The 26,458-nt window shown below is 64.2% G+C and carries 27 protein-coding genes; 17 read left to right on the forward strand and 10 right to left on the reverse strand.

The window, feature by feature from the left end; all coding sequences use genetic code 11:
- Positions 1–118 precede the first annotated feature (118 nt).
- The 5 genes from IC608_RS06235 to rsmA all read left to right on the forward strand — a co-directional run bounded on the left by IC608_RS06235 (position 119) and on the right by rsmA (position 5,161).
- On the forward strand, positions 119–1,189 hold the full coding sequence (locus IC608_RS06235) for an LptF/LptG family permease (RefSeq protein ID WP_191773562.1): 1,071 nt from the start codon (positions 119–121) through the stop codon (positions 1,187–1,189).
- Positions 1,186–2,256 (forward strand): LptF/LptG family permease, encoded by a 1,071-nt coding sequence (locus IC608_RS06240; protein WP_191773564.1) that lies wholly within the window; start codon positions 1,186–1,188, stop codon positions 2,254–2,256. The genes IC608_RS06235 and IC608_RS06240 overlap by 4 nt, the downstream gene beginning before the upstream one ends.
- A 111-nt stretch (positions 2,257–2,367) precedes the next feature.
- Positions 2,368–3,258 (forward strand): peptidylprolyl isomerase, encoded by an 891-nt coding sequence (locus tag IC608_RS06245; RefSeq protein ID WP_191773566.1) that lies wholly within the window; start codon positions 2,368–2,370, stop codon positions 3,256–3,258.
- Between the two features lie 44 nt (positions 3,259–3,302).
- Complete coding sequence (gene pdxA, locus IC608_RS06250; protein ID WP_191773568.1) at positions 3,303–4,304, forward strand: 4-hydroxythreonine-4-phosphate dehydrogenase PdxA; 1,002 nt, start codon at positions 3,303–3,305, stop codon at positions 4,302–4,304.
- Positions 4,301–5,161 carry a 16S rRNA (adenine(1518)-N(6)/adenine(1519)-N(6))-dimethyltransferase RsmA gene (rsmA, locus tag IC608_RS06255; protein WP_191773569.1) on the forward strand — a complete coding sequence of 287 codons (861 nt, stop codon included), beginning with the start codon at positions 4,301–4,303 and terminating at the stop codon, positions 5,159–5,161. Before pdxA ends, rsmA begins: the two co-directional genes overlap by 4 nt.
- Here rsmA and IC608_RS06260 read toward each other — a convergent pair.
- The 7 genes from IC608_RS06260 to fabD all read right to left on the reverse strand — a co-directional run bounded on the left by IC608_RS06260 (position 5,158) and on the right by fabD (position 11,865).
- The gene (locus tag IC608_RS06260) at positions 5,158–6,372 is read right to left on the reverse strand and encodes an MFS transporter (RefSeq protein WP_191773571.1); all 1,215 of its coding nucleotides are present in this window, start codon (positions 6,370–6,372) and stop codon (positions 5,158–5,160) included. The genes rsmA and IC608_RS06260 overlap by 4 nt on opposite strands.
- Positions 6,373–6,405: 33 nt before the next feature.
- Positions 6,406–7,044, reverse strand: a complete 639-nt coding sequence (gmk, locus tag IC608_RS06265; protein WP_191773573.1) for a guanylate kinase — start codon at positions 7,042–7,044, stop codon at positions 6,406–6,408.
- A 90-nt stretch (positions 7,045–7,134) separates the two neighbouring features.
- Complete coding sequence (mltG, locus tag IC608_RS06270; protein WP_191773575.1) at positions 7,135–8,247, reverse strand: endolytic transglycosylase MltG; 1,113 nt, start codon at positions 8,245–8,247, stop codon at positions 7,135–7,137.
- Positions 8,248–8,391: 144 nt separating this feature from the next.
- Entirely contained in the window at positions 8,392–9,654 is a 1,263-nt protein-coding gene (gene fabF, locus IC608_RS06275; RefSeq protein WP_191773830.1) for a beta-ketoacyl-ACP synthase II, read from the reverse strand.
- Between the two features lie 26 nt (positions 9,655–9,680).
- Entirely contained in the window at positions 9,681–9,917 is a 237-nt protein-coding gene (locus IC608_RS06280; RefSeq protein WP_191773577.1) for an acyl carrier protein, read from the reverse strand.
- A 213-nt stretch (positions 9,918–10,130) separates the two neighbouring features.
- Positions 10,131–10,868 carry a 3-oxoacyl-[acyl-carrier-protein] reductase gene (gene fabG, locus IC608_RS06285; protein WP_191773578.1) on the reverse strand — a complete coding sequence of 246 codons (738 nt, stop codon included), beginning with the start codon at positions 10,866–10,868 and terminating at the stop codon, positions 10,131–10,133.
- 46 nt (positions 10,869–10,914) lie between these two features.
- The gene (gene fabD, locus IC608_RS06290) at positions 10,915–11,865 is read right to left on the reverse strand and encodes an ACP S-malonyltransferase (protein WP_191773580.1); all 951 of its coding nucleotides are present in this window, start codon (positions 11,863–11,865) and stop codon (positions 10,915–10,917) included.
- Positions 11,866–12,108: 243 nt separating this feature from the next.
- Here fabD and IC608_RS06295 point away from each other — a divergent pair, with 243 nt between their 5' ends.
- The 12 genes from IC608_RS06295 to IC608_RS06350 all read left to right on the forward strand — a co-directional run bounded on the left by IC608_RS06295 (position 12,109) and on the right by IC608_RS06350 (position 22,806).
- Positions 12,109–12,489 (forward strand): VOC family protein, encoded by a 381-nt coding sequence (locus IC608_RS06295; RefSeq protein ID WP_191773582.1) that lies wholly within the window; start codon positions 12,109–12,111, stop codon positions 12,487–12,489.
- 257 nt (positions 12,490–12,746) lie between these two features.
- Positions 12,747–13,139 carry a 30S ribosomal protein S6 gene (gene rpsF / locus IC608_RS06300; RefSeq protein ID WP_191773584.1) on the forward strand — a complete coding sequence of 131 codons (393 nt, stop codon included), beginning with the start codon at positions 12,747–12,749 and terminating at the stop codon, positions 13,137–13,139.
- Positions 13,140–13,160: 21 nt separating this feature from the next.
- Positions 13,161–13,415: a 30S ribosomal protein S18 gene (gene rpsR / locus IC608_RS06305; RefSeq protein WP_191773586.1), complete on the forward strand. Its 255-nt coding sequence runs from the start codon at positions 13,161–13,163 to the stop codon at positions 13,413–13,415.
- Positions 13,416–13,601: 186 nt separating this feature from the next.
- Entirely contained in the window at positions 13,602–14,168 is a 567-nt protein-coding gene (gene rplI / locus IC608_RS06310) for a 50S ribosomal protein L9 (protein ID WP_191773588.1), read from the forward strand.
- 239 nt (positions 14,169–14,407) lie between these two features.
- Positions 14,408–15,892, forward strand: coding sequence for a replicative DNA helicase (locus IC608_RS06315; protein WP_191773590.1), 1,485 nt, complete (start codon positions 14,408–14,410; stop codon positions 15,890–15,892).
- A gap of 2 nt (positions 15,893–15,894) precedes the next feature.
- On the forward strand, positions 15,895–17,022 hold the full coding sequence (gene alr / locus IC608_RS06320; protein WP_191773591.1) for an alanine racemase: 1,128 nt from the start codon (positions 15,895–15,897) through the stop codon (positions 17,020–17,022).
- A gap of 93 nt (positions 17,023–17,115) precedes the next feature.
- A complete protein-coding gene (locus IC608_RS06325; RefSeq protein ID WP_191773593.1) occupies positions 17,116–17,691 on the forward strand; it encodes a DUF1697 domain-containing protein in 576 nt (191 codons plus the stop codon).
- Positions 17,692–19,092 (forward strand): DNA repair protein RadA, encoded by a 1,401-nt coding sequence (radA, locus tag IC608_RS06330; RefSeq protein WP_191773595.1) that lies wholly within the window; start codon positions 17,692–17,694, stop codon positions 19,090–19,092.
- Between the two features lie 116 nt (positions 19,093–19,208).
- The gene (locus IC608_RS06335; RefSeq protein ID WP_191773597.1) at positions 19,209–19,835 is read left to right on the forward strand and encodes a CvpA family protein; all 627 of its coding nucleotides are present in this window, start codon (positions 19,209–19,211) and stop codon (positions 19,833–19,835) included.
- A gap of 150 nt (positions 19,836–19,985) precedes the next feature.
- On the forward strand, positions 19,986–21,476 hold the full coding sequence (gene purF / locus IC608_RS06340) for an amidophosphoribosyltransferase (protein WP_191773599.1): 1,491 nt from the start codon (positions 19,986–19,988) through the stop codon (positions 21,474–21,476).
- Complete coding sequence (locus tag IC608_RS06345; protein WP_191773601.1) at positions 21,476–22,210, forward strand: SDR family NAD(P)-dependent oxidoreductase; 735 nt, start codon at positions 21,476–21,478, stop codon at positions 22,208–22,210. The genes purF and IC608_RS06345 overlap by 1 nt, the downstream gene beginning before the upstream one ends.
- A 2-nt stretch (positions 22,211–22,212) precedes the next feature.
- Positions 22,213–22,806 (forward strand): GNAT family N-acetyltransferase, encoded by a 594-nt coding sequence (locus IC608_RS06350; RefSeq protein WP_191773603.1) that lies wholly within the window; start codon positions 22,213–22,215, stop codon positions 22,804–22,806.
- Here the strand turns inward: IC608_RS06350 and IC608_RS06355 are convergent.
- The 3 genes from IC608_RS06355 to IC608_RS06365 form a co-directional block, all read right to left on the reverse strand.
- Positions 22,803–24,089, reverse strand: a complete 1,287-nt coding sequence (locus IC608_RS06355; protein ID WP_345890843.1) for a hemolysin family protein — start codon at positions 24,087–24,089, stop codon at positions 22,803–22,805. The two genes, IC608_RS06350 and IC608_RS06355, sit on opposite strands and share 4 nt — an antisense overlap.
- 107 nt (positions 24,090–24,196) lie before the next feature.
- Positions 24,197–25,636, reverse strand: coding sequence for a ribosome biogenesis GTPase Der (gene der / locus IC608_RS06360; RefSeq protein WP_191773606.1), 1,440 nt, complete (start codon positions 25,634–25,636; stop codon positions 24,197–24,199).
- A 26-nt stretch (positions 25,637–25,662) separates the two neighbouring features.
- Positions 25,663–26,418 carry a tetratricopeptide repeat protein gene (locus IC608_RS06365; RefSeq protein WP_191773608.1) on the reverse strand — a complete coding sequence of 252 codons (756 nt, stop codon included), beginning with the start codon at positions 26,416–26,418 and terminating at the stop codon, positions 25,663–25,665.
- Between the last annotated feature and the right edge of the window lie 40 nt (positions 26,419–26,458).

Here is a 26,458-nt window from a genome sequence, read left to right on the forward strand (position 1 = left end):
GCCAGCGGGCGGCTGCCATGGACCACAACTAATTGGCGTGGCGAGGTGCGGCCAAGATTGCAGCACACGGCGAATGGCCCCATGGTGCGCGCAACTTTGCGGAGCAGTCTCTGACGGCATGAAGAAGCTGACGATCTATCTGGCGCGCCAGTTCGCCATCGATGCGCTGATCCTGTTCGGCGTGGTGTGCGTGCTGCTCTGGCTGGTCAACTGCCTGCGCTCGTTCGAGATCGTTTCGGTCAAGGGCCAAAGCATCTTGACCCTGGGCATCCAGGCCCTCTACGCCCTTCCACCGCTGGGCCTGTCGTTCTTCTATATCTGCGTCGGCATCGGTGTGGTGCGGGCGCTCGCCGCCCTGCAGAACAGCCACGAACTCCACATCGTCCATATCAGCGGCGGGTTGAGCGCGCTCTGGAAGGCAGCGGGCGTGGTCTGCGCCATTGCCGTTTGTGTGGTGCTGCTGTTTGCCCACGTCATCGAGCCGCGCGCCAACCGCCAGCTCAACATTCTCACGGCCGCGATCGCCGCCGATCTGGTCAGCTCGGCCTTGAAGCCGAACCGCTTCACGCAGGTCACGCCCGGCGTTGTCCTGTTGATCGGGGGACGTGCCGGCGGCGGTGAGATTCGGGATTTCTTCGCCGACGACCGGCGCGATCCGCAAACGCGGCGCACCTACATTGCCGAGACGGCCAAGGTGTCGAGCGATGGGCAGGGCTATATCCTGCAGCTCCGTAACGGCGTGCTTCAGTACACGGAGGGCAATGGCCGCTTTTCCGAGATCCGCTTCACCAGCTACGATCTCAACGTGGAGAACATTTCGCAGCCCGCTATCGCGGACGATGGGCTCGCAGGGCGCGACAGCATCGCGCTGATCAGCGATGCCTGGCGCACCGGCATCTGGAATAGCGCTACGGTCAATCGCCTGCTGGACCGGACGGCGGAGGGGCTGCGTGTCCTCGGCATCGTTGCACTGGCGCTCGCCATAGGGGCATTCCCAAGCGGCCGGCGCGCGCGCATCCGCTTGCCGCTCGAGGCCATCGTCATGCTGGTGGCGTTCGCCGAGCGCGGCGTTAGCGCCTACAGCCCCTTCGGCTCGGGCACGGGCGCCTTCCTGCTGATGGCCATCGGGGTTGGCGTGCTCGCGGGGCGGAGCTGGCCCCGCCGGCCGCTCAAGGGGGTGCCGGCATGAACCGCATCGACCGCGTCGTGCTTGGGCGCCTCGCCTCGCGCATCGGCGCCACGGTGTTCATCGTCTATGGGTTGATTGCGCTGGTTGAATCGCTCGACACTTGGCGGTTCAACCATGTGGCCGAGGAACAGGGCCTGTTCATGGCGCTGGTGATGGTCGCCATGAGCGCCGTCCGATGGACCATCAAGACGCTCCCGGTGACCGTGCTGATGGGGGCGATCCTGGGCTTTGCCGATCTCAAGGCGAGGCACGAACTCACCATCATCAAGGCCAGCGGCATTTCCATCTGGCGCGCCATTCGCGCCCCCACGATCGCCGTCATCGCCAGCAGCTTCGTCATTGCCCTCGGGGCGGAAACGATCAGCACGCAAATCAACCGCCAGTTGGCGCCGGTACCGCCGGGCCAGGCCACGCTGCTGACGCCACCGGGGGAAATCTGGCTCGAGCAGGCCGGCGACCAGGCCCAGTATGTGCTGATGGCGCGGGGCATGTCGCTGGGCGGTGAGAAGCTCGATGACGTTACCGTATTCGACTACCGCAATCGCGAGGTGCCGCGGCTGGTGGCTCCCGAGGCGCGGCTCGAAGATGGCGCCTGGGTGTTTCCGACTGCCACCGCCCTCTCGCCGAACCGGCCGCCGCAGAGGTTGACCGACTACAGGCTGCCCACGACCTCCACGGCCTCCGAAATCAGCCTCAAACTGGCTTCGCCGGATGACATGACGTTCTTCGAGCTCGGGCAGATGCTGTCCCGGGGGGTTGCCGATCCGCTGGTGCGCTCAGCGGCGCTGATGCGGCTGGCCAAGCTTCTGGCGCTACCCCTGGTGCTCACCGGTTCGCTGTTCATCGCCTTTGCCTTTACGTCCGGCTACCGGCGCAGTTCGCAACTGGGCGCCGCCGTCCTCTACGGCATGATCCTGGGCTTTCTCGTCTTCATGATCACCGAGATGGCGGATCGGGCAGGATCGACCGGGGTGATCCATCCGGTCTTTGCGGCACTGGGACCGGCCATCGTGGCCATCGTCATCGGAACGACGGTTCTTCTCTACAAGGAAGACGGGGCCATCTGAGGCTCTGGCGGCTGGATATGTCCGGATTTTGGCCGTATTCATCCATCATTTGACATCGCATCGACGACGCCTCATTGAAGGCGTCTCTTGGGAACCTTCGCGGACACCAGAATGACCCCTGCACCACTTCGGCGCGTCGGCCGCGCCCTACTCCTCAGCCTTGCCCTCGCCATCACCTCGATCGTTCCGGCTTTCGCTGCCACGATCGTGACGGTCAACGGGCAGCCGATCACGGACGTGCAGGTCGACCAGCGGCTGCGCCTGTTCCGCATGGAGGGCAACAATGGCGGCCGCAAGGGCGCACTGGAACAGTTGGTCACCGAGGCTGTGCAGATGCAGGAAGCCAAGCGGCTGGGCATCGATGTCAGCAATGCGGAAGTGGACCAGGCCTATCTGCAGATCGCGCGCAACCTAAAGGTCAGCCAGGACCGGCTCACGGACATGTTGCGCCAAGGCGGCGTGAGCAGCGAAACGCTGCAGGATCGCCTGCGCGCGGCCATCGCCTGGAACGGTGTGACGCAGCAGGCCGTGGTGCCGCAGGTTCAGATTTCGGATCTGGAGCTCGACCAGAAGGCGGCCAGCCAGATCGCCGACTTCCAGAAGTTCGACTACATCCTCAAGGAAGTGATCTTCATTGGTTCGGGCGGCCGCTCCGGCCAAGCCAACCGCTATCGCTCGAGCTTTGCCGGCTGTGACAGCGCCGTCGATCTCTCCCTCGCCTACCAGGATGTTGCGGTGGTTGATGTGGGCCGCCGGCACGCCACGCAGATGCCAGAGGCCATTGCCAAGGAACTGGCGGGACTGAATATCGGTGGCATTACCAAGCCGCGCGTGGTGGACAATGGCGTCTCGATGCTGGCCGTGTGCCAGAAGGAACAGGCGCAGGACCTGACGTTCCTCAAGAACGACCTCGAAGCGGAAGCCGGTGGCGACGCGATGAAGCAGCAGGCGGACGAGTACCTCAAGAAGCTTCGGGCCGAGGCCAAGGTCATCTACAACTAAATTTCTGGGCGGCTGCGGCCGCCCAAGCTTTTTCCGGGGGACCGATGAGCGCGCCATTGGCCATTACCATGGGCGAACCGGCCGGCGTCGGACCCGACATCATTCTTGACCTCTACGCCCGGCGGGCGGAGCTTGGGCTGCCGCCCTTTGTCGTTTTCGGGAACCTCGCGTTTCTCGAGAAGCGGGCAGCAAGGCTCGGGCTCGCCACGCCGATTGCAGCGGCAAGCGCAGCGACGGCTATCTCGATATTCCGTGAAGCGATGCCCGTGATCGACGTCACAGGACTGGTCCCCGACCATCCCGGCGAGATCAGCCCCCTTTCGGCGCGCAGTGTCATCAACTCAATTACGCAGGCGGTCGACGCCACTCTTTCAGGACACTGTCGCGCAGTAGTGACGGCGCCGATCCACAAGGGCGCGCTCTATCACGCCGGCTTCTCCCACCCCGGACACACCGAATTCTTGGCGGAATTGTGCGCCCGGGACGGCAAGGTTCCCCTGCCGGTGATGATGCTGGCGCACGACGCGCTCCGGACGGTGCCGCTGACCATCCACGTGCCCCTTTCGGCCGTACCGGGGTTGATCAACCGCAAGCTGATCCTCGTCACGCTTCGGGTGATGGCCCATGACCTGCGGCAGCGCTTCGGTATCGAACACCCGCGCGTGGCGGTTACCGGTCTCAACCCCCATGCTGGTGAGGGCGGCTCGATCGGACGGGAAGATCTGGAGATCATTGCGCCGGCCATTGCCGATGCCCAGGCGGAAGGCATCGATGCGTCCGGGCCCCACCCCGCGGACACGGTGTTTTTCCCCGCGCACTGGTCGCGCTATGACGCTGTGCTCGCCATGTATCACGACCAGGCCCTGATCCCCATCAAGACGGTGGCGTTCGACGAGGGCGTCAATATCACTCTGGGCCTACCCATCGTGCGCACGTCCCCCGACCACGGCACGGCCTTTGATCTTGCTGGAACGGGCAAAGCCTCCTCGGCCAGTTTCGCCGCGGCGATCCGCATGGCAGACCGCATGACCGAAAGCTTCGCATGAGCCAGATCGACAACCTGCCGCCACTGCGCGAGGTCATCGCCACCCATGGCCTCCGGGCCAAGAAGGAGTTGGGGCAGAACTTCCTGTTCGACCTCAACCTGACGGCGCGAATAGCGCGCGTGGGCGGATCGCTCGAGGGCGTGCGCGTCATCGAGGTCGGGCCTGGCCCCGGCGGGCTGACGCGCGCGCTCCTCGCGGAGGGTGCGCGGGAGGTGATCGCCATCGAGCGTGACGCTCGCGCCCTGCCCGCACTGGCCGAGATTTCCGCGGCCTATCCGGGGCGGCTCACTGTGGTCAGCGGCGATGCCATGGACGTGGATTATCCTTCTCTGGTCGACGGCCCCACCCGCATCGTGGCCAATTTGCCCTATAATATCGGGACGCAGTTGCTGACTGGGTGGCTGACGCTCGAGCCCTGGCCGCCGGCGTTCGAGAGCTTCACGCTGATGTTTCAAAGGGAGGTCGCCGAGCGGATCGTCGCCCGCCCGGGAGACGACGCTTACGGACGTCTCGGTGTGCTGGCCGGATGGCGCAGCGACGCGCGGATCGCCTTCAATGTCGGCCGACAGGCATTCGTGCCGCCCCCCAACGTGACTTCGGCCGTCGTCAACATCGTCCCCAAACCCGTGGAGGCCGGCCTGCCGGTCCGGCTCGTCGAGCAGGTGACGAAAGCGGCGTTCGGACAGCGCCGCAAGATGGTGCGCCAGTCGCTGAAATCTCTTGGCGTCCCCGTGGAGGGGCTGCTTGCTGCGGCCGGTCTCAAGGGCGACGAGCGAGCGGAGGACCTGCCGATCGAGGCCTTCCTCGCCATGGCCCGTGCCCTGCCCGCTCTGCGGGCAACGAGCGGACCGAGCTAGATCGCGTCCAGTGGCGGGATGAAGGCGAGCCGGACCGCCACCAGCAAAGCGAGCAGCGCGGCCCCGCCGCTGACCAGCAGCACGCCGGGCCAGCCCCACGCCGTCCAGGCGTACCCACCAAGCGTTCCCAGGATGGAGGCGCCGAGGTAGTAGGCGACGAGGTAAAGCGCCGAAGCCTGCGCCTTGCCGATCCGCGCACGACGAGTGACCCAGGCACTGGCGATGCCGTGCGCGGCAAAGAAGCCCATGGTCGCGATGGCAAGACCGATAATGATGACGATCGTCGACGGGATGGCGGTGATCGCCACACCGAGCCCCTGGACGGCCACCAACGCCCAGAAGACCTTGCGGCGGCCAAGGCGCTGCGAGAGGCCACCGGCCCAGGTCGAACTGACGCTGCCCAGGATATAGACGAGGAAGATCGCCGCGATGGCCGAATGGCTGAGGGCGAACGGTGGCAGGGCGAGACGGAAGCCCGCATAGTTGTAGAGGGTTACGAAGCCCCCCATTAGCAGGAATGCACTGGCAAAGAGCCACGGCAGCGCCGCGTCGGAGAAACTGGCGCGGCAACGCTGCCAGAGTTCGCGCAGCCGGATGGTGTCGCGGGTGGGGATGCGCGGCTTGGGAAGGAGGACCGCCACGGCCAGCGCGGCCAATACGATCATGGCGGCCAGAATGCCGGTGCCCAATCGCCATCCCAACAGATCCGAAAGAATACCGGAGATGACCCGCCCCGCCATACCGCCGATGGCCGTGCCCCCGATATAGAGGCCCATGGAAAAACCGAGGGCTTCAGCGTCCATTTCCTCGGAGAGATAGACCATGGTGACGGCGGGGATGCCCGCGAGGGCGAACCCCATCAACGTCCGCACCACCAGCAACTGCCACCAAACTTGCACGACCGGCAGCAGCGAGCCCAGCGCTGCCGTCACCAGCAGAGCGCCGACGATGAGATGCCAGCGCCCGAGCCGGTCTGCCAGGAGACTGGCGGGAATGAGGGCCAGGGCCATTGTCGCGGTGGTGACGGACAGGGCCAGCGAGGCTGTGCCGGCGTCGCGCACCCAATATTGCGCAAACATCGGCAGCAGGGGCTGCACGGAATAAAGCGAGGCAAAGACCGAAAAGGCGGCGAGGAAGAACGCGATATTGGCCCGGAGGAATTGCGGCGTTCCGCGCCGGATCGGCGCGGAGACCGCGCTCTCGTCCGTCATGCCGGTTCTTTCGCGTGGTGGTTCAACACCATCTCAAAGTGAATCGATCTGGCTCTGCAAGTCTCTGACAAAGCTCGGCAAATTGAGCTGGCGTTCGCGCTTGAGACGGGCGGCCGCGAGTATGGCCCGGACGCGGGCAACCGACTCCTCGAGGTCGCGATTGACGATGACGTAGTCGTACTCGCCATAGTGATCCATCTCGATGCGGGCGTTGCGCAGCCGCTTGTCGATGGTCCCAACGCTGTCCTGGGCCCGTCGCTCCAGTCGGGCGCGCAACTCCTTGATGGAGGGCGGCAGGATGAACACCGTCACCATATCAGCACGGGCCTTCTCGTAGAGCTGCAGAGTGCCCTGATAGTCGATGTCGAAGAGGATGTCGTTGCCGGCTGCGAGTTGCTCTTCCACATGCGCCCGGGGGGTGCCGTAGAAATTGCCATGCACCTCGGCAGACTCGAGCAATTCGCCGTCGTGGCGCATCTTTTCAAAAGCCGGCACGTCGATGAAGTAGTAGTGCTTGCCGTGCACCTCGTCGGTGCGCCGCGCGCGCGTGGTTACCGACACCGAGAGCTTGATGTTGGGGTCTGCGCCGAACAGCGATCGGGAGATGGAGGACTTGCCAGCGCCTGACGGGGAGGCGATCACCAGCATCACGCCGCGGCGTTGAAAGTCCATCGTGCAAACCTGTCCCGTGTGAAGAGCCGTGGCGGTATTGATCGCATCACCACGCCGAGGTCAAGGTGATAGCGATCCAACTCTCACCGGCTAGTTGACGCTCGCGGGCTCCTGCCCCGCCTCCTGCGCCTCAAGCGCTTGCCGGGCGGCCTCGGCTTCCGCACCGGCCTCCGCCGCGGCCTCAGCGGCGATACGCCGATATTCGGCGACGTTCTTCTGGTGGTCCGCATAATTGGTCGCGAACACGTGGCCTTCCTTCGGCGTGGCGCCCTTGGCCACGAAGTAGAGGTAGTCGTGGCTGTCGGGATGCGCCACGGCCTGCAGCGCCTCGATCCCCGGATTGGCGATGGGGGTCGGGGGCAGCCCGTCGATCTGATAGGTGTTGTACGGCGTCTTGGCCTCGATCTCGGAGCGGCGCAGGCCGCGGTCGAGCGTGCTCTTGCCCTCGGTGATGCCGTAGATGATCGTCGGGTCGGACTGCAGCCGCATGCCCTCGCGCAGGCGATTGACAAAGACAGCGGCGACTTGCGGACGTTCTTCAGGAACGCCGGTTTCCTTTTCGACGATCGAGGCAAGGATGAGGAGTTGCGCTGGCGATTCCAGTGGCAAGCCCTCCTCGCGTCCCTCCCACACTTCTGCCAGCGCCTCCGTCATGGCCTGCTGCATCTTGTCGAGCACCGACTGACGGGTGTCGCCCGGGACATAATCGTAGCTGCCGGGGAGGATGGAGCCCTCCTGCGGCTGCTCCTCGATGGTGCCGGTCAGCCTTTCATCCGCCTCGATCCGCTGCACCGCCTGCGCCACCGTCCAGCCTTCTGGGATGGTGACGGCATAGCGGATGGGCGTGCCCGTCGTCAGTTCCCGAAGGATGTCCGCCATGCTGGCGCCCGCCGGGATGGTGAAATCGCCGGCCTTGACCACGGTGTTGTCTTCAACGCGGCCACCGAACTGGCTGAAAATGAGGGCGCTCTTGATGAACCCCTGCTCTTCGAGCCGCTCGGCAGCAGAGCGAAGGGAATTGCCCTGCTCGACGCGGAACACCTTATCCTCGGTGGTCGGCCCATCGCCGTAGTACTGCGAGGCCACATAGAAGAAACCGCCGGCCACCACGACAAGACCGATGACCAGCAAGGTCAGCAGGCCGTTGAGAATGTCGATGAACCCGTTGCCAGAACGGCGGCGGCGTTTCCTGCGGTCGGCCATACTGAAGTCACTCGCAAAGGGCTGGAAATCATCGATTCCCGGCCTTGTGTCATCGTAGTTGCGCCAAACTGTGGCGAAGCGACAGCAAAAACAAGGGGCACATCGCGCGCAAACGCAATGTGCCCCAAGCTAAATCGTAATAGTTCAGTTGACCTTGCGCATCACCAGCGTGGCGTTGGTGCCGCCAAAGCCGAAGCTGTTGGAGAGCGCAACGTTGACCTCACGCTCGATTGCCTTGTGCGGCACGAGATTGATCTGCGTTTCCACCGAGGGATTGTCGAGGTTCAGGGTCGGCGGGATCATGCTGTCCCGCATGGCCAGCAGGCAGAAAATCGCTTCCACCGAGCCGGCAGCGCCCAGAAGATGGCCCACGGCGGACTTGGTGGAGCTCATGACCGCTCCGTTTGCCGCATCGCCCAAGACGCGGGTGACCGCACCGAGTTCGATCTCGTCGCCCAGCGGGGTCGAGGTGCCGTGCGCGTTGATGTAGTCGATGTCGGCGGGCGAGATGCCGGCGCGCTTGATCGCCGCACTCATGGCGCGGAAGCCGCCGTCGCCATCGGGAGACGGTGCCGTGATGTGATACGCATCGCCCGAGAGGCCATAGCCGATCACCTCGCCATAAATCTTGGCGCCGCGGGCCTTGGCTCGCTCGTAATCCTCGAGGACCACGATACCGGCGCCCTCGCCCATCACGAAGCCGTCGCGGTCCTTGTCATAGGGCCGCGAGGCAGCAGTGGGGTTGTCGTTGAAACCGGTGGACAGGGCCCGCGAGGCCGAGAAGCCAGCCAGCGACAAGCGATTGACGCAGCTTTCCGTGCCGCCGGCGACCATGACATCGGCATCGCCCAGAGCAATGAGACGGGCAGCGTCCCCGATTGCATGCGCGCCTGTGGAACAGGCGGTCACGACGGAATGGTTAGGGCCCTTGAGGCCGAAGCGAATCGAAACCTGGCCGCCGGCAAGGTTGATAAGGCGGCCGGGAATGAAGAAGGGGCTGATACGGCGCGGCCCCTTTTCATGAAGCGTAACGGACGCATCGTAGATGCCGCCGATGCCGCCGATGCCCGAGCCGATCAGGACGCCGGTGCGTTCCTGCTCTTCCTGGGTCTTTGGCTCAACGCCGGCATCCTGGATGGCCTGCGTGGCCGCCGCCATGGCGTAGACGATGAAAGGATCGACCTTGCGCTGCTCCTTCACCTCCATCCACTCGTCGGGGTTGTACTTGCCATCGGCATAGTCCCCGAGCGGAATGCGGTGGGCGATCTGGCAGGCAATATCATCGACCTCGAAGTCGTCGATGCGCTTGGCACCGCTCTTTCCTGCCAGAATATTGGCCCAGGTGGCCTCCACTCCGCAGCCCAAAGGCGTGACAAGACCCAATCCGGTGACGACGACTCGGCGCAATTCCATGTTCGGCAGCCGCGCGACGTTTAGCTGGTGGCCTTGGTCAGGAAGGCGACGGCGTCTCCGAAGGTCTGGATCGACTCGGCAGCGTCATCGGGAATCTCGACGGAGAATTCTTCCTCGAATGCCATCACCAGTTCGACCTGATCGAGCGAATCCGCACCCAGATCGTCGATGAAGCTGGCCTTCTCGGTAACCTTGTCCGCATCCACATTGAGGTGTTCCACAACGATCTTGCGGACCCGATCAGCGACATCGCTCATATTAGACTTCCCTTTTAGAAATCGAGGTTTCGTTTCGCTTCTTATTGGCGCACAGCCAAATCATCAAGCGCCGTGTTGGCTTGCACCGCGGCAATGTAAGCGGCCCGTGGGGCGCCTGCAAGGCAGACCGGCAAGAGTGACCGGGGCGGCACGTACCATGTTTCTTCGGTCATAGCCAGCAACCCTGTCCAGACTTTCCAAGGCTTTGCGGCCTCAGATCATCGCCATGCCGCCGTTGACGTTGAGCGTATGCCCAGTGATGTAGGCGGCAGCGTCGCTGGCGAGGAAAACGGCGCAGGCGGCCACTTCCTCAGCCGTGCCGAGGCGGCCCATCGGCACCGTCCCCAGGATGGTCTCCCGCTGCTTGTCGTTGAGTTCCTCAGTCATGGCCGAGGCGACGAAGCCCGGGGCAATGGAGTTGACGGTGATGTTACGACTGGCCACTTCGTGCGCCAGCGCCTTGTTCATGCCGATGAGCCCGGCCTTGGAGGCGGCATAGTTGCCCTGGCCCGGGTTACCCATGACGCCGACGACCGACGAAATGCCGATGATGCGCCCCCAGCGCTGCTTCATCATTCCGCGCAGCACGGCGCGATTGAGGTGGAACGCGGCCGTCAGGTTGACGGCGATGACGTCGTCCCACTCCTCGTCCTTCATGCGCATGAAGATATTATCACGCGTCATGCCGGCATTGTTGACGAGAATGTCGAGACCGCCCATCGCCGCCTCGGCGGATGGAACGAGTTTGTCGACCTCGTCGAGCTTGGACAGATTGGCGGGCAGGATCGGGCAGTCCTTGCCAATGGCAGCTGCCGTGTCTTCGAGCGCGCCGACGCGGGTGCCCGAGAGCGCAACCGTGGCGCCCGCGGCAGCCAGGGCCTTGGCGATTTCGCGGCCGATGCCGCCGCTCGCACCCGTCACAAGAGCGCGTTTTCCAGCAAGGTCAAACATTTGGAGCCTCCAGCGGGCAGATTGATTCACGTTGGCGAGTGAAGGATCAGGCTTGGATCTGCGCAATCAACGCATCAATGTCCGCCGGGGTGCCAACGGCATTTGCCCTGGCATCCGGCGCGATACGTTTTGCAAGGCCGGTCAGCACCTTTCCGGAGCCCAGTTCAACCAGCGTGTCCACGCCGCCTTCCTGAACCAGCCAGGTGATGCTTTCAGTCCAGCGCACAACGCCCGTCACCTGCTCCACCAGGCGCCTGCGAATTTCGGCTGCGTCCGAAATTGGGGCGGCGAGGACATTGGAGACGAGCGGAACCACCGGGGACTTCATCGCCACCTCCCCCAGCGCCACTTCCATGGCTTCCGCGGCAGGCTGCATCAGCGAACAGTGGAACGGGGCGCTGACAGGCAAAGGTAGCGCGCGCTTGGCGCCCTTGCTCTTGGCGATATCAAGGGCCCGCTCAATGGCCGCGTGCGCGCCGGAGATGACGACCTGGCCGGGTGCGTTGTCATTGGCGACCGAGCAGACCTCGCCCTGCCCTGCTTCCTCGGCAACTTCACGCGCTGCATCGAGATCGAGCCCGATCAAAGCCGCCATCGCGCCATGGCCCACCGGAACAGCCTTCTGCATCGCCTGGCCGCGGGTGCGCAGCAGGCGGGCCGTATCGGCAAGGGAGAAGGTGCCGGCAGCACAGAGCGCCGAGTATTCGCCCAGCGAGTGACCGGCAACATACCTTGCGTGGTCGGCCAGAGACACGCCCTGGCTCGCTAGAACGCGCACTACGGCGAGGCTGACGGCCATCAGGGCGGGCTGCGCGTTCTCCGTCAGGCGGAGTTCGTCCTCCGGCCCGTCGAACATGATGGCGGAGAGCTTCTGGCCCAGCGCATCATCCACCTCCTCGAACACGGCGCGCGCCTCGGGGAAAGCATCGGCCAGGTCGCGGCCCATGCCGACGGCCTGGCTACCCTGGCCGGGAAATGTGAATGCATAGCGAGCCATGAAGGACCTCCGATAGAGCCACCAGATGTGACTTCCTGTGGCCGCAAAACACGGCACGGTTTTGACCGCGACCTTCGGGCAAGCCCGGAGAACGCGCAAGTTGCGTTGCCGCATGCCCGGAGTGACCCTTTGGTGTCAAGCAGCCTGCACCATTTCCAGTCACATCGGCTTAGCTCGGCATGGCGCTTAACTTGCCCCACCACGAGGCGTACAATCACCGCTTGCTCTCTATAGGAGGGAAAGATGCTCACGGAACATCGTGCCTATGCAACCATCCCGGCTGCAGACATGAATCGCGCAAAATCGTGGTACAAGGATAAGCTCGGCCTCGTGCCTCATCTCGAAGACAGTTTCGGCTGCGTCTACCGAGTTGGCGCCGGAACAAGCTTTCTTCTCTATCCTGCGCCCAACGCCGGGAAGGCCCCCAACACGCTGCTGGCCTTCTCCACTGATGATGTCACCGCGGAAGTGAAGGACCTTCGAGAACGCGGGGTCGTCTTCGAGGAGTACGACATGCCCGGCCTCAAGACCGTCGATGGCGTCGCCAGCCTGGGCCGGTTCCACAGCGCCTGGTTCAAGGATTCCGAGGGGAACATCCTGGCAGTCGGCGACGAGCCCAACTGAAAGTGCGCAAGGCGGCGTGAGGTATCGCCCGCCCTGCGGCCCGTTCGGCTTGCCAAAGAGGCCTTCTTGCCCTATGTGACCGCCAGCAATTCGTTTGGCCGGGGGCTGAACGGAGGGTTTGTGCTTCGCACAAGCAGGGTCCGGCGGACCCGGCCTCCCGTGTTCCCGCTCTTTGCAAGACTGCTTTGACGCCTTTCCGGCTTCAAGGAGGCTCCGCGCCAGGCATTGCCCGAACAACCCGAAAGGAAGGCGCATCAATGGCCCTTTACGAACACATCTTCCTGGCGCGCCAGGATGTTTCCCAGCAGCAGGTCGAAGACCTGACCGCGCAGCTGACCGAAGTGCTGTCCCAGGGCGGCGGCAAGGTCACCAAGAACGAATACTGGGGCCTCAAGGGTCTCTCCTACCGCATCCGCAAGAACCGCAAGGCGCACTATACGCTGCTCAACATCGAAGCTCCGGCTCCGGCCGTTGCCGAGATGGAGCGCCAGATGCGCATCAATGAAGACATCCTGCGCTTCATGACCGTGCGCGTGGACGAACTCGAAGAAGGCCCCTCGGCCATGATGCAGAAGCGTGACCGTGACGACCGCGATGGTCGTGGCGATCGTGGCGGCCCCTCGGGCGACCGTCGTCCCCGCCGCTTCTAAGATCTCAAGGACAGAACAGCCATGGCTATCAAAGACCTTACCACTTCCCAGGCCCGCCGTCCGTTCCAGCGCCGGCGCAAGACCTGCCCGTTCTCGGGCGCCAACGCTCCCAAGATCGACTACAAGGACGTGCGCCTGCTGTCGCGCTACGTCTCCGAGCGCGGCAAGATCGTGCCGAGCCGCATCACTGCCGTTTCGGCCAAGAAGCAGCGCGAACTGGCCCGTGCCATCAAGCGCGCCCGCTTCATCGGCCTGATGCCCTACGCGGTGCAATAAGCTTCCGCAGTCTCCGTCATTGCCCGGCGTGTCCGGGCAATCCATCCCGCGGAGGCCTGGACCACCCGGACAAGCCGGATGGTGACGATGGTGGGAGCACAGCGCTCTTTAATCATCACTGCTGGGGTCGCGAATGGTTTGCGGCTCCTAACCGCCTTGAGGCGGGACAGCCAAAGGACAAGATAAATGAAAGTCATTCTGCTCGAGCGCATTGGCCGCACCGGTACCATCGGTGACGAAGTCAACGTCAAGGACGGCTTCGCCCGCAACTACCTGCTGCCGCAGGGCAAGGCGCTGCGCGCGACCCAAGCCAACCGCAAGCGGTTCGAGGGCGAGCGTGCTCACATCGAACAGCGCAACGAAGAGCGCCGCCAGGCTGCGGCGGGTGTCGCCGAAGGCCTCAACGGTACCTCGGTGATCATCATCCGCCAGGCCGGCGAGACCGGCCAGCTCTACGGCTCGGTTGCTGCCCGCGACATCGTGGAAGCCTTGGCCAAGGCCGGTTTCACCGTGCAGCGCAACCAGGTTGACCTGGCCGACCCGATCAAGTCGGTCGGCGTCCACACCGTGGCCCTCGCGCTGCATCCGGAAGTGGAAGTCTCCATTACCGTCAACGTTGCCCGTTCGGAAGATGAAGCCGAGCGCCAGGCCTCGGGTGAGGACGTCACCGTCCACACCTTCGAGGCTGATGAAGGCGGCGACTTCGCCGCTGGCCAGGCCGACGCTGCTGACGACGACCGCTTCGAAGAGTAGTCATCCTCCTGCAAATTTGTCGAAAGGCCGGGCAATGCCCGGCCTTTTGCTTTTCTTAAAACTTTCGCGCAGAATCAGGCCGATAAGGCCCACGTGGATAAACAAGTTCTCCGCGGCGCATTCCCCGCTGTCCCCACAGTTCACAGGGCAGCCTTTCACGGTATTAACCCTGAGCGGAATCGTCTGGGACTCACGCCAGACTGGCGTGGTTAAGAAAGGTTAACACCTCCGAGAGAGCCATGGCCGAGATCGCCCGCCTGCACCCCGCCGAAGACAAGTCGTTTCGCCTCGCCCCGCACAATGTGGAGGCCGAACAGGCACTGCTGGGCGCCATCCTGATCAACAACGAGGCGTTCTATCGCGTCGCGGACTTCCTCGAGCCCGAGCACTTCTACGAGCCGATCCACCGCGACATCTACGAGATCACCGGCAAGATCATCCGCGCCGGCAAATCGGCCGATCCCACGACCATCAAGACCCACCTGCCCGAGCAGCTGCTGCCGGACGTCACCATGGCGCAGTACCTCGCGCGCCTGGCGGCCGAGGCCACCACCGTCATCAACGCTTCCGACTACGGGCAGGCGATCTACGACCTGGCCATCAGGCGCAACCTGATCCTCGTCGGCGAGGAGATGGTGTCGACCGCCTATGATGCCGACGTCGAGATGACGCCGGTCCGGCAGATCGAAAAGGTCGAGGGCGAGCTGTTCCAGCTTGCCGAAAAGGGGCGCTACGACGGGGGGTTCCAGTCCTTCGGTGCGGCGCTGACCGCGTCCATCCAGATGGCCGGCGAAGCCTTTCAGCGCGATGGCGGTCTTTCGGGCATTGCCACGGCGCTGCATGACCTCGACCGGCAGATGGGCGGATTGCAGCGCTCCGACCTCATCGTTCTTGCCGGACGCCCGGCCATGGGCAAGACCTCGCTCGTCACCAACATCGCCTTCAACGTCGCCAAGGCCTGGCGCGGCGAGGTGACGCCGGATGGGCACAACAAGACGGTCGATGGCGGCGTGGTGGGGTTCTTCAGCCTGGAAATGAGCTCCGAACAGCTGGCCACCCGTATCCTGGCGGAGCAGTCGGAGATTTCCTCTTCCGATATCCGGCGCGGGCGCATTCACGACAGCCAATTTTCCAAGCTGGTGGACGTCTCCAACATGATGAGCCGGGCGCCGCTCTATATCGACGATACCGGCGGCATCAGCGTGGCGCAGCTGGCGGCGCGCGCCCGCCGCCTGAAGCGGCAAAAGGGGCTCGATCTCCTGATCGTCGACTACCTGCAGCTGCTCTCCGGCTCGACCAAGGCATCGAGCCAGAACCGCGTGCAGGAACTGACGGAGATCACCACGACCCTCAAGGCGTTGGCGAAGGAGCTCGAAGTGCCGATCATCGCGCTCTCCCAGCTGTCGCGACAGGTGGAGTCGCGCGACGACAAGCATCCACAACTGGCGGACCTGCGCGAATCGGGTTCTATCGAGCAGGACGCGGACGTGGTTCTGTTCGTCTATCGCGAAGAATACTATCTCAAGAACAAGGAGCCCAAGGAGGGCACGCCCGAGCACCTCACCTGGCAGGGGGAAATGGAAAAGGTGCACGGCAAGGCGGAAGTCATCATCGCCAAGCAGCGCCACGGCCCCACCGGAACCGTGCAGTTGAGCTTCGAGGCGCAATTTACCCGCTTTGGTAACCTTGCTCGGGCAGATTACCTGCCTGAACGCATGGAATAGGCATGGCGCTGAATTCTGGCCTGGGCGGCCAACTGAGCATCGATCTGGGGGCCCTGGCCCGCAACTGGCGCGCGCTCGACAAGGTCAGCGCCGGCGCCTTGACCGCTGCCGTCGTCAAGGCTGATGCCTATGGCACCGGCATCGACATGGCCAGCAAGGCCCTGCACGCGGCAGGCGCCCGGTTCTTCTTCACCGCAACACCGGACGAGGGCATGGCTGTGCGCGCCGCCGTGCCAGACGCCCATATCTTCGTGCTGGATGGCCTCTATCCCGGCGCGGCGAACCTCTACGTGCGGCAAAACCTCATGCCGGTCATCTCGTCATTGGCGATGCTGGAGGAGTGGCTGGCCAAGTGCGTGGAGCGCAATGAGGCCTACCCGAGCGCCTTCCATTTCGACACCGGCATGAACCGGCTCGGCTTCCGGCTCAACGAGGCGGTGCGGGTCAAGGAGCGGATCGAACCGCTCGGCTATGCGCCGCAGATGGTCATGAGCCATCTGGCCTGCGCCGATCAGCCAAGCCACGAAAAGAACCGCACGCAGTTCGCCCTGTTCGGCTCCATCGTCGCGCAGTTCCCTGGCGTTCCGGCCTCCCTGGCCAATTCCGCGGGTTTGATGACCGGCCGGGACTATCACTTCCAAATGGTGCGGCCGGGCATTGCGCTTTATGGCGGGCGGGCGGTCAGTGGCCGCAAGAACCCCATGGCTCCCGTCGCCACGCTGCATGTCCCCGTGCTGCAGGTCACCGAAGCGCGCACGGGCGAAAGCGTGGGCTACGGTGCCGCCTATGTGCTGTCGCGAAACAGCAGGCTGGCCATCCTCGGCTACGGCTATGCCGACGGTTTCCTGCGCTCATTGTCTTCGACCAATCGCCGTCCCGGCGGCAAGGTGATGATCCGCGGCCAGTTGTGTCCGATCGTCGGGCGCATCTCCATGGATCTGACGATCGTGGACGTCACAGACCTTGGCGACAACCTGCCCTCGCCCGGCGAAGGCGCCGAAGTGCTCGGCCCCAATGTCCTACTCGATGATCAGGCCGACGCTGGCGATACGATCGGCTATGAACTGCTGACCAGCCTCAAGGGCCGCTACAATCGCAACTATGTGGGCGACGGCAAGCTGCCAAGCTGAGTGTCGCGCACCCGCCGTTAGTTCTCCTTTTGTTCTTGATACGACTGAGCTCCCTTGGTAGGTAACCAGTTGCGTCTCCTATGGGGCAACCGCTTGTCAGAACTGCTGCCCACCTATGTCATCCTGCTTCGCGCCATCGGGCCGGCGACGCACCGGCTGATGCGCATGGCGCAATGGCGGGAAAAGGCACTGAGTTCGGGTTTCCTGGAGGCGGAAACGTTGGGCAATACCGGCAATATGATCGCCGGCTTCACAGGCGGCGCAGCGGCGGCTCGCGAGACCATGGCCGGCGTCCTCGGCAGCTTTGGGCTTGGAGAGAATGTCGTGCCCGTTGTCCGCACTGTCGAAGAGGTGCAGGAACTGGTTGCCGCCGCCCCAATGGCAGACGCCGCGGCCGCCCGTCCATCGCAGACCGCGGTGTTTTTCGTAGCGGCGCAGCAACCGGATTTCAACTGGTTGGCCGAGTATAGCGGCCCCGAGCGTTTCCATGTGTGGAGCAACCATCTGATCGTCGACTTCACGCAGGATGTCAGCCAGTCCGGCAGGCTCATCCGGCAGATCGACAAGCACTGCGGCACCAATACGGCGCGCAACTGGAACACCACGCGGAAATTGGCGGAGCGATGTGCCGCCAGACTAGCTTCTGCACCACCGAAAGCTCCCTGCTGAATGGCCAAGTCCCGATCCACATTCGTCTGCCAGTCATGCGGCGCCGTCTCCAGCCGGTGGCAAGGACGGTGCGATGCCTGCGGGGAATGGAACACCATGGTGGAGGAGATCGTCGACTCCGGTGTGGGTGCTGGCCCCAAGAGTGCCAAATCCAATGGCAAGCCGACCAATCTCGTCCCACTCTCGGGGGAGACGGAGAGCGCGGCGCGCGTCATCACCGGGATTGCAGAGCTCGATCGCGTCACCGGTGGCGGGTTCGTCAAGGGATCGACGCTTCTCGTCGGCGGCGATCCGGGGATAGGAAAGTCGACCCTGCTGCTGCAGTCCGCCGCAGCACTCGCCGGCCGCGGCAAGCGCGTCATCTACGTCTCGGGTGAAGAGGCCGTCGCCCAGGTCCGCCTGCGCGCGCAGCGCCTGGGACTGGGCGAGGCCGACGTCATGCTTGCCGCTGAAACCAATGTCGAAATCATCCTCGCAACGCTGGAAAACGGCCCTCCCCCAGACCTTGTGATCATCGACTCCATCCAGACGCTGTGGACCGACCGGGTCGACAGCGCCCCCGGCACGGTCACCCAGGTAAGGACTTCCGCACAGGCGTTGACGCGCGTTGCCAAGAAAAGCGGCGCTGCCGTGGTGCTGGTCGGCCACGTCACCAAGGACGGCCAGATCGCGGGTCCGCGCGTGGTCGAGCACATGGTCGATGCGGTGCTCTATTTCGAAGGCGACTCCAGCCATACCTTCCGCATTCTGCGGGGGGTCAAGAACCGCTATGGGGCCACCGACGAAATCGGCGTCTTCGCGATGACGGAACGGGGGTTGGAGCAGGTGGCCAATCCCTCAGCGCTTTTCCTCGATCAGCGCGACCAGGACGCCGCCGGCTCTGCCGTGTTCGCCGGCATGGAAGGCACCCGCCCCCTGCTGATCGAAATCCAGGCGCTCGTTGCCCCCTCCCCGCTCGGAACGCCGCGCCGCGCCGTGGTGGGCTGGGACAATTCGCGCCTGTCGATGGTACTGGCCGTGCTGGAGACGCGCTGCGGCGTGCGGATCGGCGCCAACGACATCTACCTCAACGTCGCGGGCGGTCTCAAGATCAGCGAGCCGGCGGCCGATCTTGCCGTGGCGGCGGCGCTGATTTCCTCCCTGACCGGTGCAGCACTGCCCCCTGATGCCGTGTTCTTCGGCGAAATTTCGCTCGCTGGCGGGGTACGTCCCGTCGTGCATGGCGCACTGCGCCTGCGCGAGGCGCAGAAGCTCGGCTTCAAGTCCGTGGCCACTGGGCGTCTCAGCGCAGCGGACAGGACGACGGGCCTCGAGGTGACCGAATATGGTCAGCTCGCCGAGATGGTCAGCCGGATAGCGGCGCAGGGCAAGATGCCTGTCCGGGAAGAAGATGTCTGGTAAACGAACAGTTTCCGGGGAGATCGGCCGGCGGAGGATCGCTTGGCCTTGGCAGGGCGCGGCAAAGCCGCTAATGGTCGCGCAACAGGCCGGGGCGGCAGGATAACTGGACAAGACATATGCTGACTGCGTTTGATGTTGGTGTGGGCGTACTGGTGCTGATCTCGGCCATCCTCGCCACAGCCCGGGGCCTCACCCGTGAGGTGCTGTCGCTGGCGACGTGGGCAGGCTCGGCCGCCATCGCCGTCTACATGTATCTCTATCACCCCGAGATTGCGCAGCAGTACATTGCCGAAGAGGTGGTCGCCAATATTGCGACCGTTGTCGTCACCTTCATCGTGGCGCTCATCATCCTTCACCTGCTCACGATGCGCATTGCCGATTTCGTGGTCGACAGCCGTATCGGGCCGATCGACCGGACGCTCGGCTTCCTCTTCGGCGTGCTGCGCGGCATCCTGATTGCCGTGGTCATCACCATCTTCGGCGTCTGGCTGATGGGCAGCAACCTGCCCGACTGGGCGCGCAACTCGCAGTCCCTGCCTTATCTGCAGAACATGGGCAACACGCTGATTTCTATGCTCCCCGAAGGGCTCGAGCAGCAGGTGACCGACATCCTGCACGGCGGCGGCGCCAGCCTGACCGATGATCCACAGGCCCCCGACACCCCGCTTGAAGGCGCCGATGGCGGCGCTGAGGGAACTGTCGACCCAACCGATCCAGTTCCGGAAAGCACGCCGGCGCAGTGACGCTGCAGGTGCCCATCTGCGGCAGTCTGGCTGCTCGGACTTGTCATTGGCGATTGCCCCGCCAATGCGCTATTGCCTCCGGCAAGCAATCCGGCCCCCACGGGGGCCGCACCGTATAGCGGCACGCATCACACGTGTAGGGAGAGCCCCGTGATCAATCCCATCCACGAAGACCTCGACCTCAACGGCGACACGCTGCATGAAGAGTGCGGCGTGTTTGGCATTCTGGGTCACACGGATGCCGCCACCCTGACCGCACTGGGCCTACATGCCTTGCAGCATCGCGGGCAGGAAGCCGCGGGCATCGTCAGCTTCGATGGCCGCCAGTTCCATCAGGAAAAGCGGATGGGGCTCGTTGGCGACCACTACACGGACCCTGCCTTGCTGGCAAAGCTCCCAGGTCACATCTCCATTGGCCACACGCGGTATTCGACCACCGGCGAAGTCGCCCTGCGCAATGTGCAGCCGCTTTTTGCAGAGCTGGAAGCGGGTGGCATCGCCATCGCCCACAACGGCAATTTCACCAACGGGCTGACCCTGCGGCGCCAGATCATCGCCACGGGCGCCATCTGCCAATCAACCTCGGACACGGAAGTCGTCCTCCACCTCATCGCCCGGTCGCGCCATTCGTCCACAGCCGACCGCTTCATCGATGCGATCCGCCAGATGGAGGGCGGCTACGCCATGCTGGCGATGACCCGCACCAAGCTGATCGCCGCCCGCGACCCTGTCGGGATCCGGCCGCTGGTCATGGGCGAACTCGACGGCAAGCCGATTTTCTGCTCGGAGACCTGCGCCCTCGACATGATCGGCGCGAAGTACGTGCGCGACGTCGAGAATGGCGAGGTAATCATCTGCGAGGTCCAGCCGGACGGCTCGATCAGCATCGATGCGCGCAAGCCGGCGCATCCGCAGCCCGAGCGGCCGTGCCTGTTCGAATATGTCTACTTCGCCCGCCCGGACTCCGTGGTCTCGGGCCGCAGCGTCTATGCGGCGCGCAAGAAGATGGGGATCAACCTGGCCAAGGAGGCCCCCGTCGTCGCTGACGTGGTGGTTCCGGTGCCAGATGGCGGTACGCCAGCGGCGATCGGTTACGCCCAGCAGAGCGGCATCCCCTTCGAGTTGGGGATCATCCGCAATCACTATGTGGGCCGGACTTTCATCGAGCCCACCCAGCAGATCCGCGCGTTTGGCGTCAAGCTCAAGCATTCGGCCAATCGCGCCGAGATCGCGGGCAAGCGCGTAGTGCTTGTCGATGATTCGGTGGTGCGCGGCACCACGTCGGTGAAGATCGTGCAGATGATCCGGGAAGCCGGCGCCACCGAAGTGCACATCCGCGTGGCCAGTCCGATGATCTTCCATTCGGACTATTACGGCATCGATACGCCTGATCCGGATAAGCTCCTGGCCAATCAGTATCAGGACCTGGACGCCATGTGCCGCTATATCGGCGCGGACTCGCTGGAGTTTCTTTCGATCGACGGTCTTTACGAGGCCGTCGGCGGAGAAAAGCGCGATCCCCAGCGCCCGCAGTTCACGGACCACTATTTTACCGGCGACTATCCCACTCAGCTGACGGACCTGCAGGGCCGGACGCCGAGTGATCCGAAGCCGATGTCGATGCTCAAGGTTGCCGGCTGATGACAAATACCAAGACCCTTGCCGATCGCGTTGTTCTCATCACCGGGGCATCCCGCGGCCTTGGCTACGCGACAGCCATGGAAGCGGCACGGCGTGGCGCCCACGTCGTCGCCGTCGCCCGCACCGTGGGTGGCCTGGAAGAGCTGGACGACGCGGTGCAGGCCGAGGGCGGTTCGGCCACCTTGGTGCCTCTTGACCTGCGCGACGGTGACGCGATCGACCGGCTCGGGGCGGCGATCTTCGAGCGCTGGGGCAAGCTCGATGGCTTCGTTGCCAATGCCGGCCAGCTCGGTGTGCTGAGCCCCGTCAGCCACATCAAGCCCGATGAATTCGACAAGGTCATTGCCACCAATCTCACGGCCAATTACCGCCTGGTGCGGTCGCTCGACCTGCTGCTGCGCAAGTCCGATGCTGGCCGCGCCGTCTTCATGTCCTCCTCGGCCGCGCGATCGGCGCGCCCATTTTGGGGCCTCTATGCCGCCAGCAAGGCGGCGCTCGATGCCCTGGCCAAGTCGTACGCAGGCGAAGCCAACCAGTCATCGCTGCGGGTGAATGTCTTCTACCCGGGGGCCGTGCGCACGGCCATGCGCGCCAAGGCGATGCCGGGAGAGAACCCGGAGACCCTGCCCACGCCGCAGGAGATCGCGCCGCGCATCGTCGACCTGCTCGAGCCCTCGCTCAGCGAAAACGGGCGCCTCTTCGACATGGCGACGGGCCGGTTCGAGGACCTTTGAGCATGGCCGAATTGCGTCCTGTTGCCCCGTCCGATCTTTCCGCCCTCTACCACATCTGCCTCGTGACGGGCGATGCGGGGAAGGACGCGAGCGCCCTGCACAACGACCCACAGCTTATCGGCCATCTCTATTCGGCCCCCTATGCCGTCCTCGAGCCGGAACATTCCCTTGTTGCGGTAGTGGACGACAGGGTGGTCGGATATCTCGTCGGCACATACGACACCGTGGCGTTCAACCGGCGGCTGGAAGACGAGTGGTGGCCGCAGCTGCGGGAGCGGTATCGAAACGCAGAGGGCATGACCGATGCCGATCAGCATCGCATAAAAGCCATCCTGGAACCGCACGTGACGCCGCCCGAGCTTGTTGCGGCCTTTCCCGCGCATATTCACATGAACCTGCTGCCGGAAGCGCGCGGCCAGAAGATCGGGTCGCGGCTCCTTTCCCGGTGGGTCGAAGAAGCCCGCGCGGCCGGGGTGACGGGCATCCATCTCGGCGCCAGCGCCAGCAATGCCGGCGGCATCGCGTTCTGGAGACAGGGCGGGTTCGAGCCGAAGATGACGATCGGCTCGACGGCCTGGTTCGGGATGACGCCCTAGGCGGCGTCGCCGATGCGCTGCAGGAGCACCTTGTCGATGCGGTGACCGTCGAGGTCGACCACCTCGAAACGCCACCCGTCCGCCTCGAACGACTCTCCCACGGCCGGCAAATGGTTGAGGCAGGAGAGGACGTAGCCCGCCAGCGTCTCGTAGCGGGCATCCTTCGGCACGCTGACCTTGAAGCGGTCGCTGAAGTCGTCAACCGGCAGCCAACCGGCGACCAGCCAAGAGCCGTCATCGCGTTCCACCACTCCCGGTTCGTCGCCTGGCTCCTCATTGTAGATGCCGGTGATCACCTCAAGCACGTCGCCAAAGGTGACGATGCCTTCGAAGTGGCCATACTCGTCGACCACCAGCGCCATTTTCACGGGCGCGCCGCGAATGGCTTCGATCACGTCAAGGGCAGCGGCGTGCTCCATGACGACCGGGACCGACCGGACGAGTTTGCGCAAGTCGGCCTGTTCGCCCTTGGCAAGGGACGGCAGCAGTTCGGACACCATGAGGACTCCGAGGATGGAATCCGCGTCGCCCTCCTGCACGAGGATGCGCGAGTGGTGAGCCGAGAGGATGACCTGAAGATTTTCCTGGTACTCGTCTTCGACATCAATGACCACCACGTCGGGCCGAGGCGTCATCAGGCCGCGCGCAGACCGATCCGCCAGACGCATGACGCCGGAGATCATGGAGTGTTCTTCGGTTTCGAGCACACCGGCCGTGGTCGCCTCTGCAATGATCGTCCGCACCTCTTCCTCGGTGACGGCGTCCTCGGTCTCTCCTGACTGGCCGAGCAGATGCAGAACGAGTTTGCCGGAGACATCGAGGAGCCACACGATGGGCGTGCCGACGAGGGCGAGGAGAGCCATGGGCCTCGCAACGCGCGAAGCGACACCCTCGGGATTGCGGAGCGCCACCTGCTTGGGCACCAATTCGCCCAGAATCAGGGACGCATAGGTGATCAGGACCACGACGATGCCCACACCGGCCACGTCGGCCACGTTGGGGAGGACGCCGACCGACTTCATCCACTCGGTCAGCCGAAGGCCCAATGTGGCGCCGGAGAAGGCGCCGGAGAGGATTCCGACAAGCGTGATGCCGATCTGGACGGAAGAAAGAAACTTGCCGGGCTCTTCGGCCAGTTTGAGCGCTGTCGCAGCGCCACTGTCACCTTGCTCCGCCAGGACCCTGAGGCGCGTTGGGCGCGCGGACACGACGGCGAGTTCGGACATTGCCAGGGCGCCGTTCACCAGAATCAGAACGACGACGATGAGAATTTCTGTGAGCACTAAGGTCGGTGATTTGCACGCCGCAACCTGTGGCGGGTGTTCAAGCCGCGCCAGTATAGGGCATGGCATTGAGGCGTGAATAGAGCGGCAGCGAACTGCCGCGCCGGTTATTTCTTGTCGGCATATGGATTTTTGCCGCCACGCACCCAAAGGCGGATCGGCGTACCCGGCATGTCGAACGCCTCACGCAGGCCATTGACGAGGTAGCGCTGATAGGAGGTCGGCAAGGCATCAGGCCGCGAGGCGAAGACGATGAAGCTCGGTGGCCTGGTCTTGGCCTGCGTCATGTAGCGCAGCTTGAGCCGCCGTCCCGAAACGGCCGGAGGCGGATGGCCCTCGATCATCCCCGCCAGCCAGCGGTTGAGGCGAGAAGTCGACACGTGCGCATTCCAGCTGCGCTCGACAGCGAAAATGGCCTCCATCAGCCGGTCGATATTGCGCCCCGTGAGGCCCGAGAGCGTGACCAGCGGAATGCCGCGCACCTGGGGCAGCAGCCGCTCGCAGGCCTCCCGCAATTCGGACAGGGTCGCGTTCTTGTCCTCGATCAGATCCCACTTGTTGAGCGCGATGACCATGGCGCGGCCTTCGCGCTCGACCAGGTCAGCCAGCGCCAGATCCTGCTTTTCGAACGGGATCGTCGCATCGAGCAGGAGCACGACGACTTCGGCGTACTGGATCGAGCGCAAGCTGTCGCCCACGGCCAATTTTTCCAGTTTTTCGTGGACGCGGGAGCGGCGGCGGATACCAGCGGTATCGACCAGATTGATCGTGCGCCCTTCCCACTCCCAGGGCACGAGAATGCTGTCACGCGTGATGCCGGCTTCCGGCCCGACAAGCACGCGGTCCTCGCCCACCATACGATTGACGAGGGTGGACTTGCCTGCGTTCGGGCGGCCGACAATGGCGACGTTGAGATATCGCTTGGGGTTCCAGCGCAGCGTCGCCTCGTCGCCCTCCCCTTCGAGCATGTCGGGGGTTATATCGACATCCACCTCGGGCAGGAGGTCGAGGTCGCTGTTCTCGACACCGTCTTCCGCCTTGGCGAGTTCGGCCTTGTCGATGGCCGCCGAAACGATGGAGTAAAGCTCCGAGAGGCCCAGGCCATGTTCTGCAGACAGCGGAATCGGTTCGCCAAAGCCAAGGCGGTAGGCTTCCACGAGCCCGGCCTCGGCCGATCCGCTCTCCGCCTTGTTGCCGACCAGATGCACCTGCTTGCCGGCCTTGCGCAGCACCTGGGCGAAGCGCTCGTCGAGCGGCACGACGCCGGCCCGGGCGTCGATCATGAACAGGATGACATCGGCTTCGCGGATGGCCAGTTCCGTCTGCTGACGCATCCGGTCTTCGAGGCTACCGTCCTTGACGTCTTCGTAGCCAGCGGTGTCGAGGATCTTGAAGCGCAGGTCGGCAATACGCCCTTCGGCCTCGCGACGATCGCGCGTGACGCCAGGGGTGTCATCGACCAGCGCGATCTTGCGCCCCACAAGGCGATTGAACAGCGTGGACTTGCCGACATTGGGCCGACCGACAATGGCAACGGTGACGGTCATGGCCGCTTCCTCGAGGTTTGTGGCCGCTACTGCGCGGCGGGGGCCGCCTCGTCGTCCTGGACGATCTGGTCCACCGTGTCGGCGGCACTCTCGGCAGGCGTTTGCGCAGCAGCAGTCTCGGGAGCGATGTCGCCACGGCTGGCCATGGCGGCGAGGTAATAGGAGATGCGGTTCTGCGTCGGTGCCTGGGCGAGCGGGTCGTTGAGGATGGCCTCGAAGCTCGCCTGGGCCGCCGCGACGTCGCCCGCCTTCAACTGGGCCAGTCCGAGCAGTTCGCGGGCCGTGCGCCGCATCGGGTTGTCGTCGGTTGCGAGGGTGGCGACGCGGGCCTCGACATCCTGCAGCGAACCGGTATCGACGAGGATGTTCGCGGCCAGCAGCAACGCCAGTTCGCGCAGGCGGGGATTGGACTGGTCGTTGGCGAGTGCGTCATAGGCAGCAACGGCGCCCGCCGTGTCGCCGGAGTTCTTCAGCAGCGCAGCCTCGCGGAACTGGGCCAGCACAGGATAGCCGCCGCTGCCCTCTGCCTGCAGTTGATCGAGCTGCTGCTGTGCAGCGGTCAGATCACCACCCTCGGCAGAGTCGAGGGCGGCGTAGAGCTTGTCGGACGAGGCGGCGGACTGGCTGTTGGAATACCACGACCACCCTTCGTTCACGGCAACGAGAAGCACGATGGCAATGGCCGCACCGATGACCAGTGGCGCAAAACGGCGCCATAGGGAGCGCATCCGATCGGAGCGCAGTTCCTCGTCAACTTCGCGGAAGATGTTGTCTTGCGACATGGCCAGCCTGATCGTTCAATTTCGGGCGTGTGTACCACGC

Source organism: Devosia oryzisoli (genome assembly GCF_014837245.1).
Lineage (GTDB): Bacteria > Pseudomonadota > Alphaproteobacteria > Rhizobiales > Devosiaceae > Devosia > Devosia oryzisoli.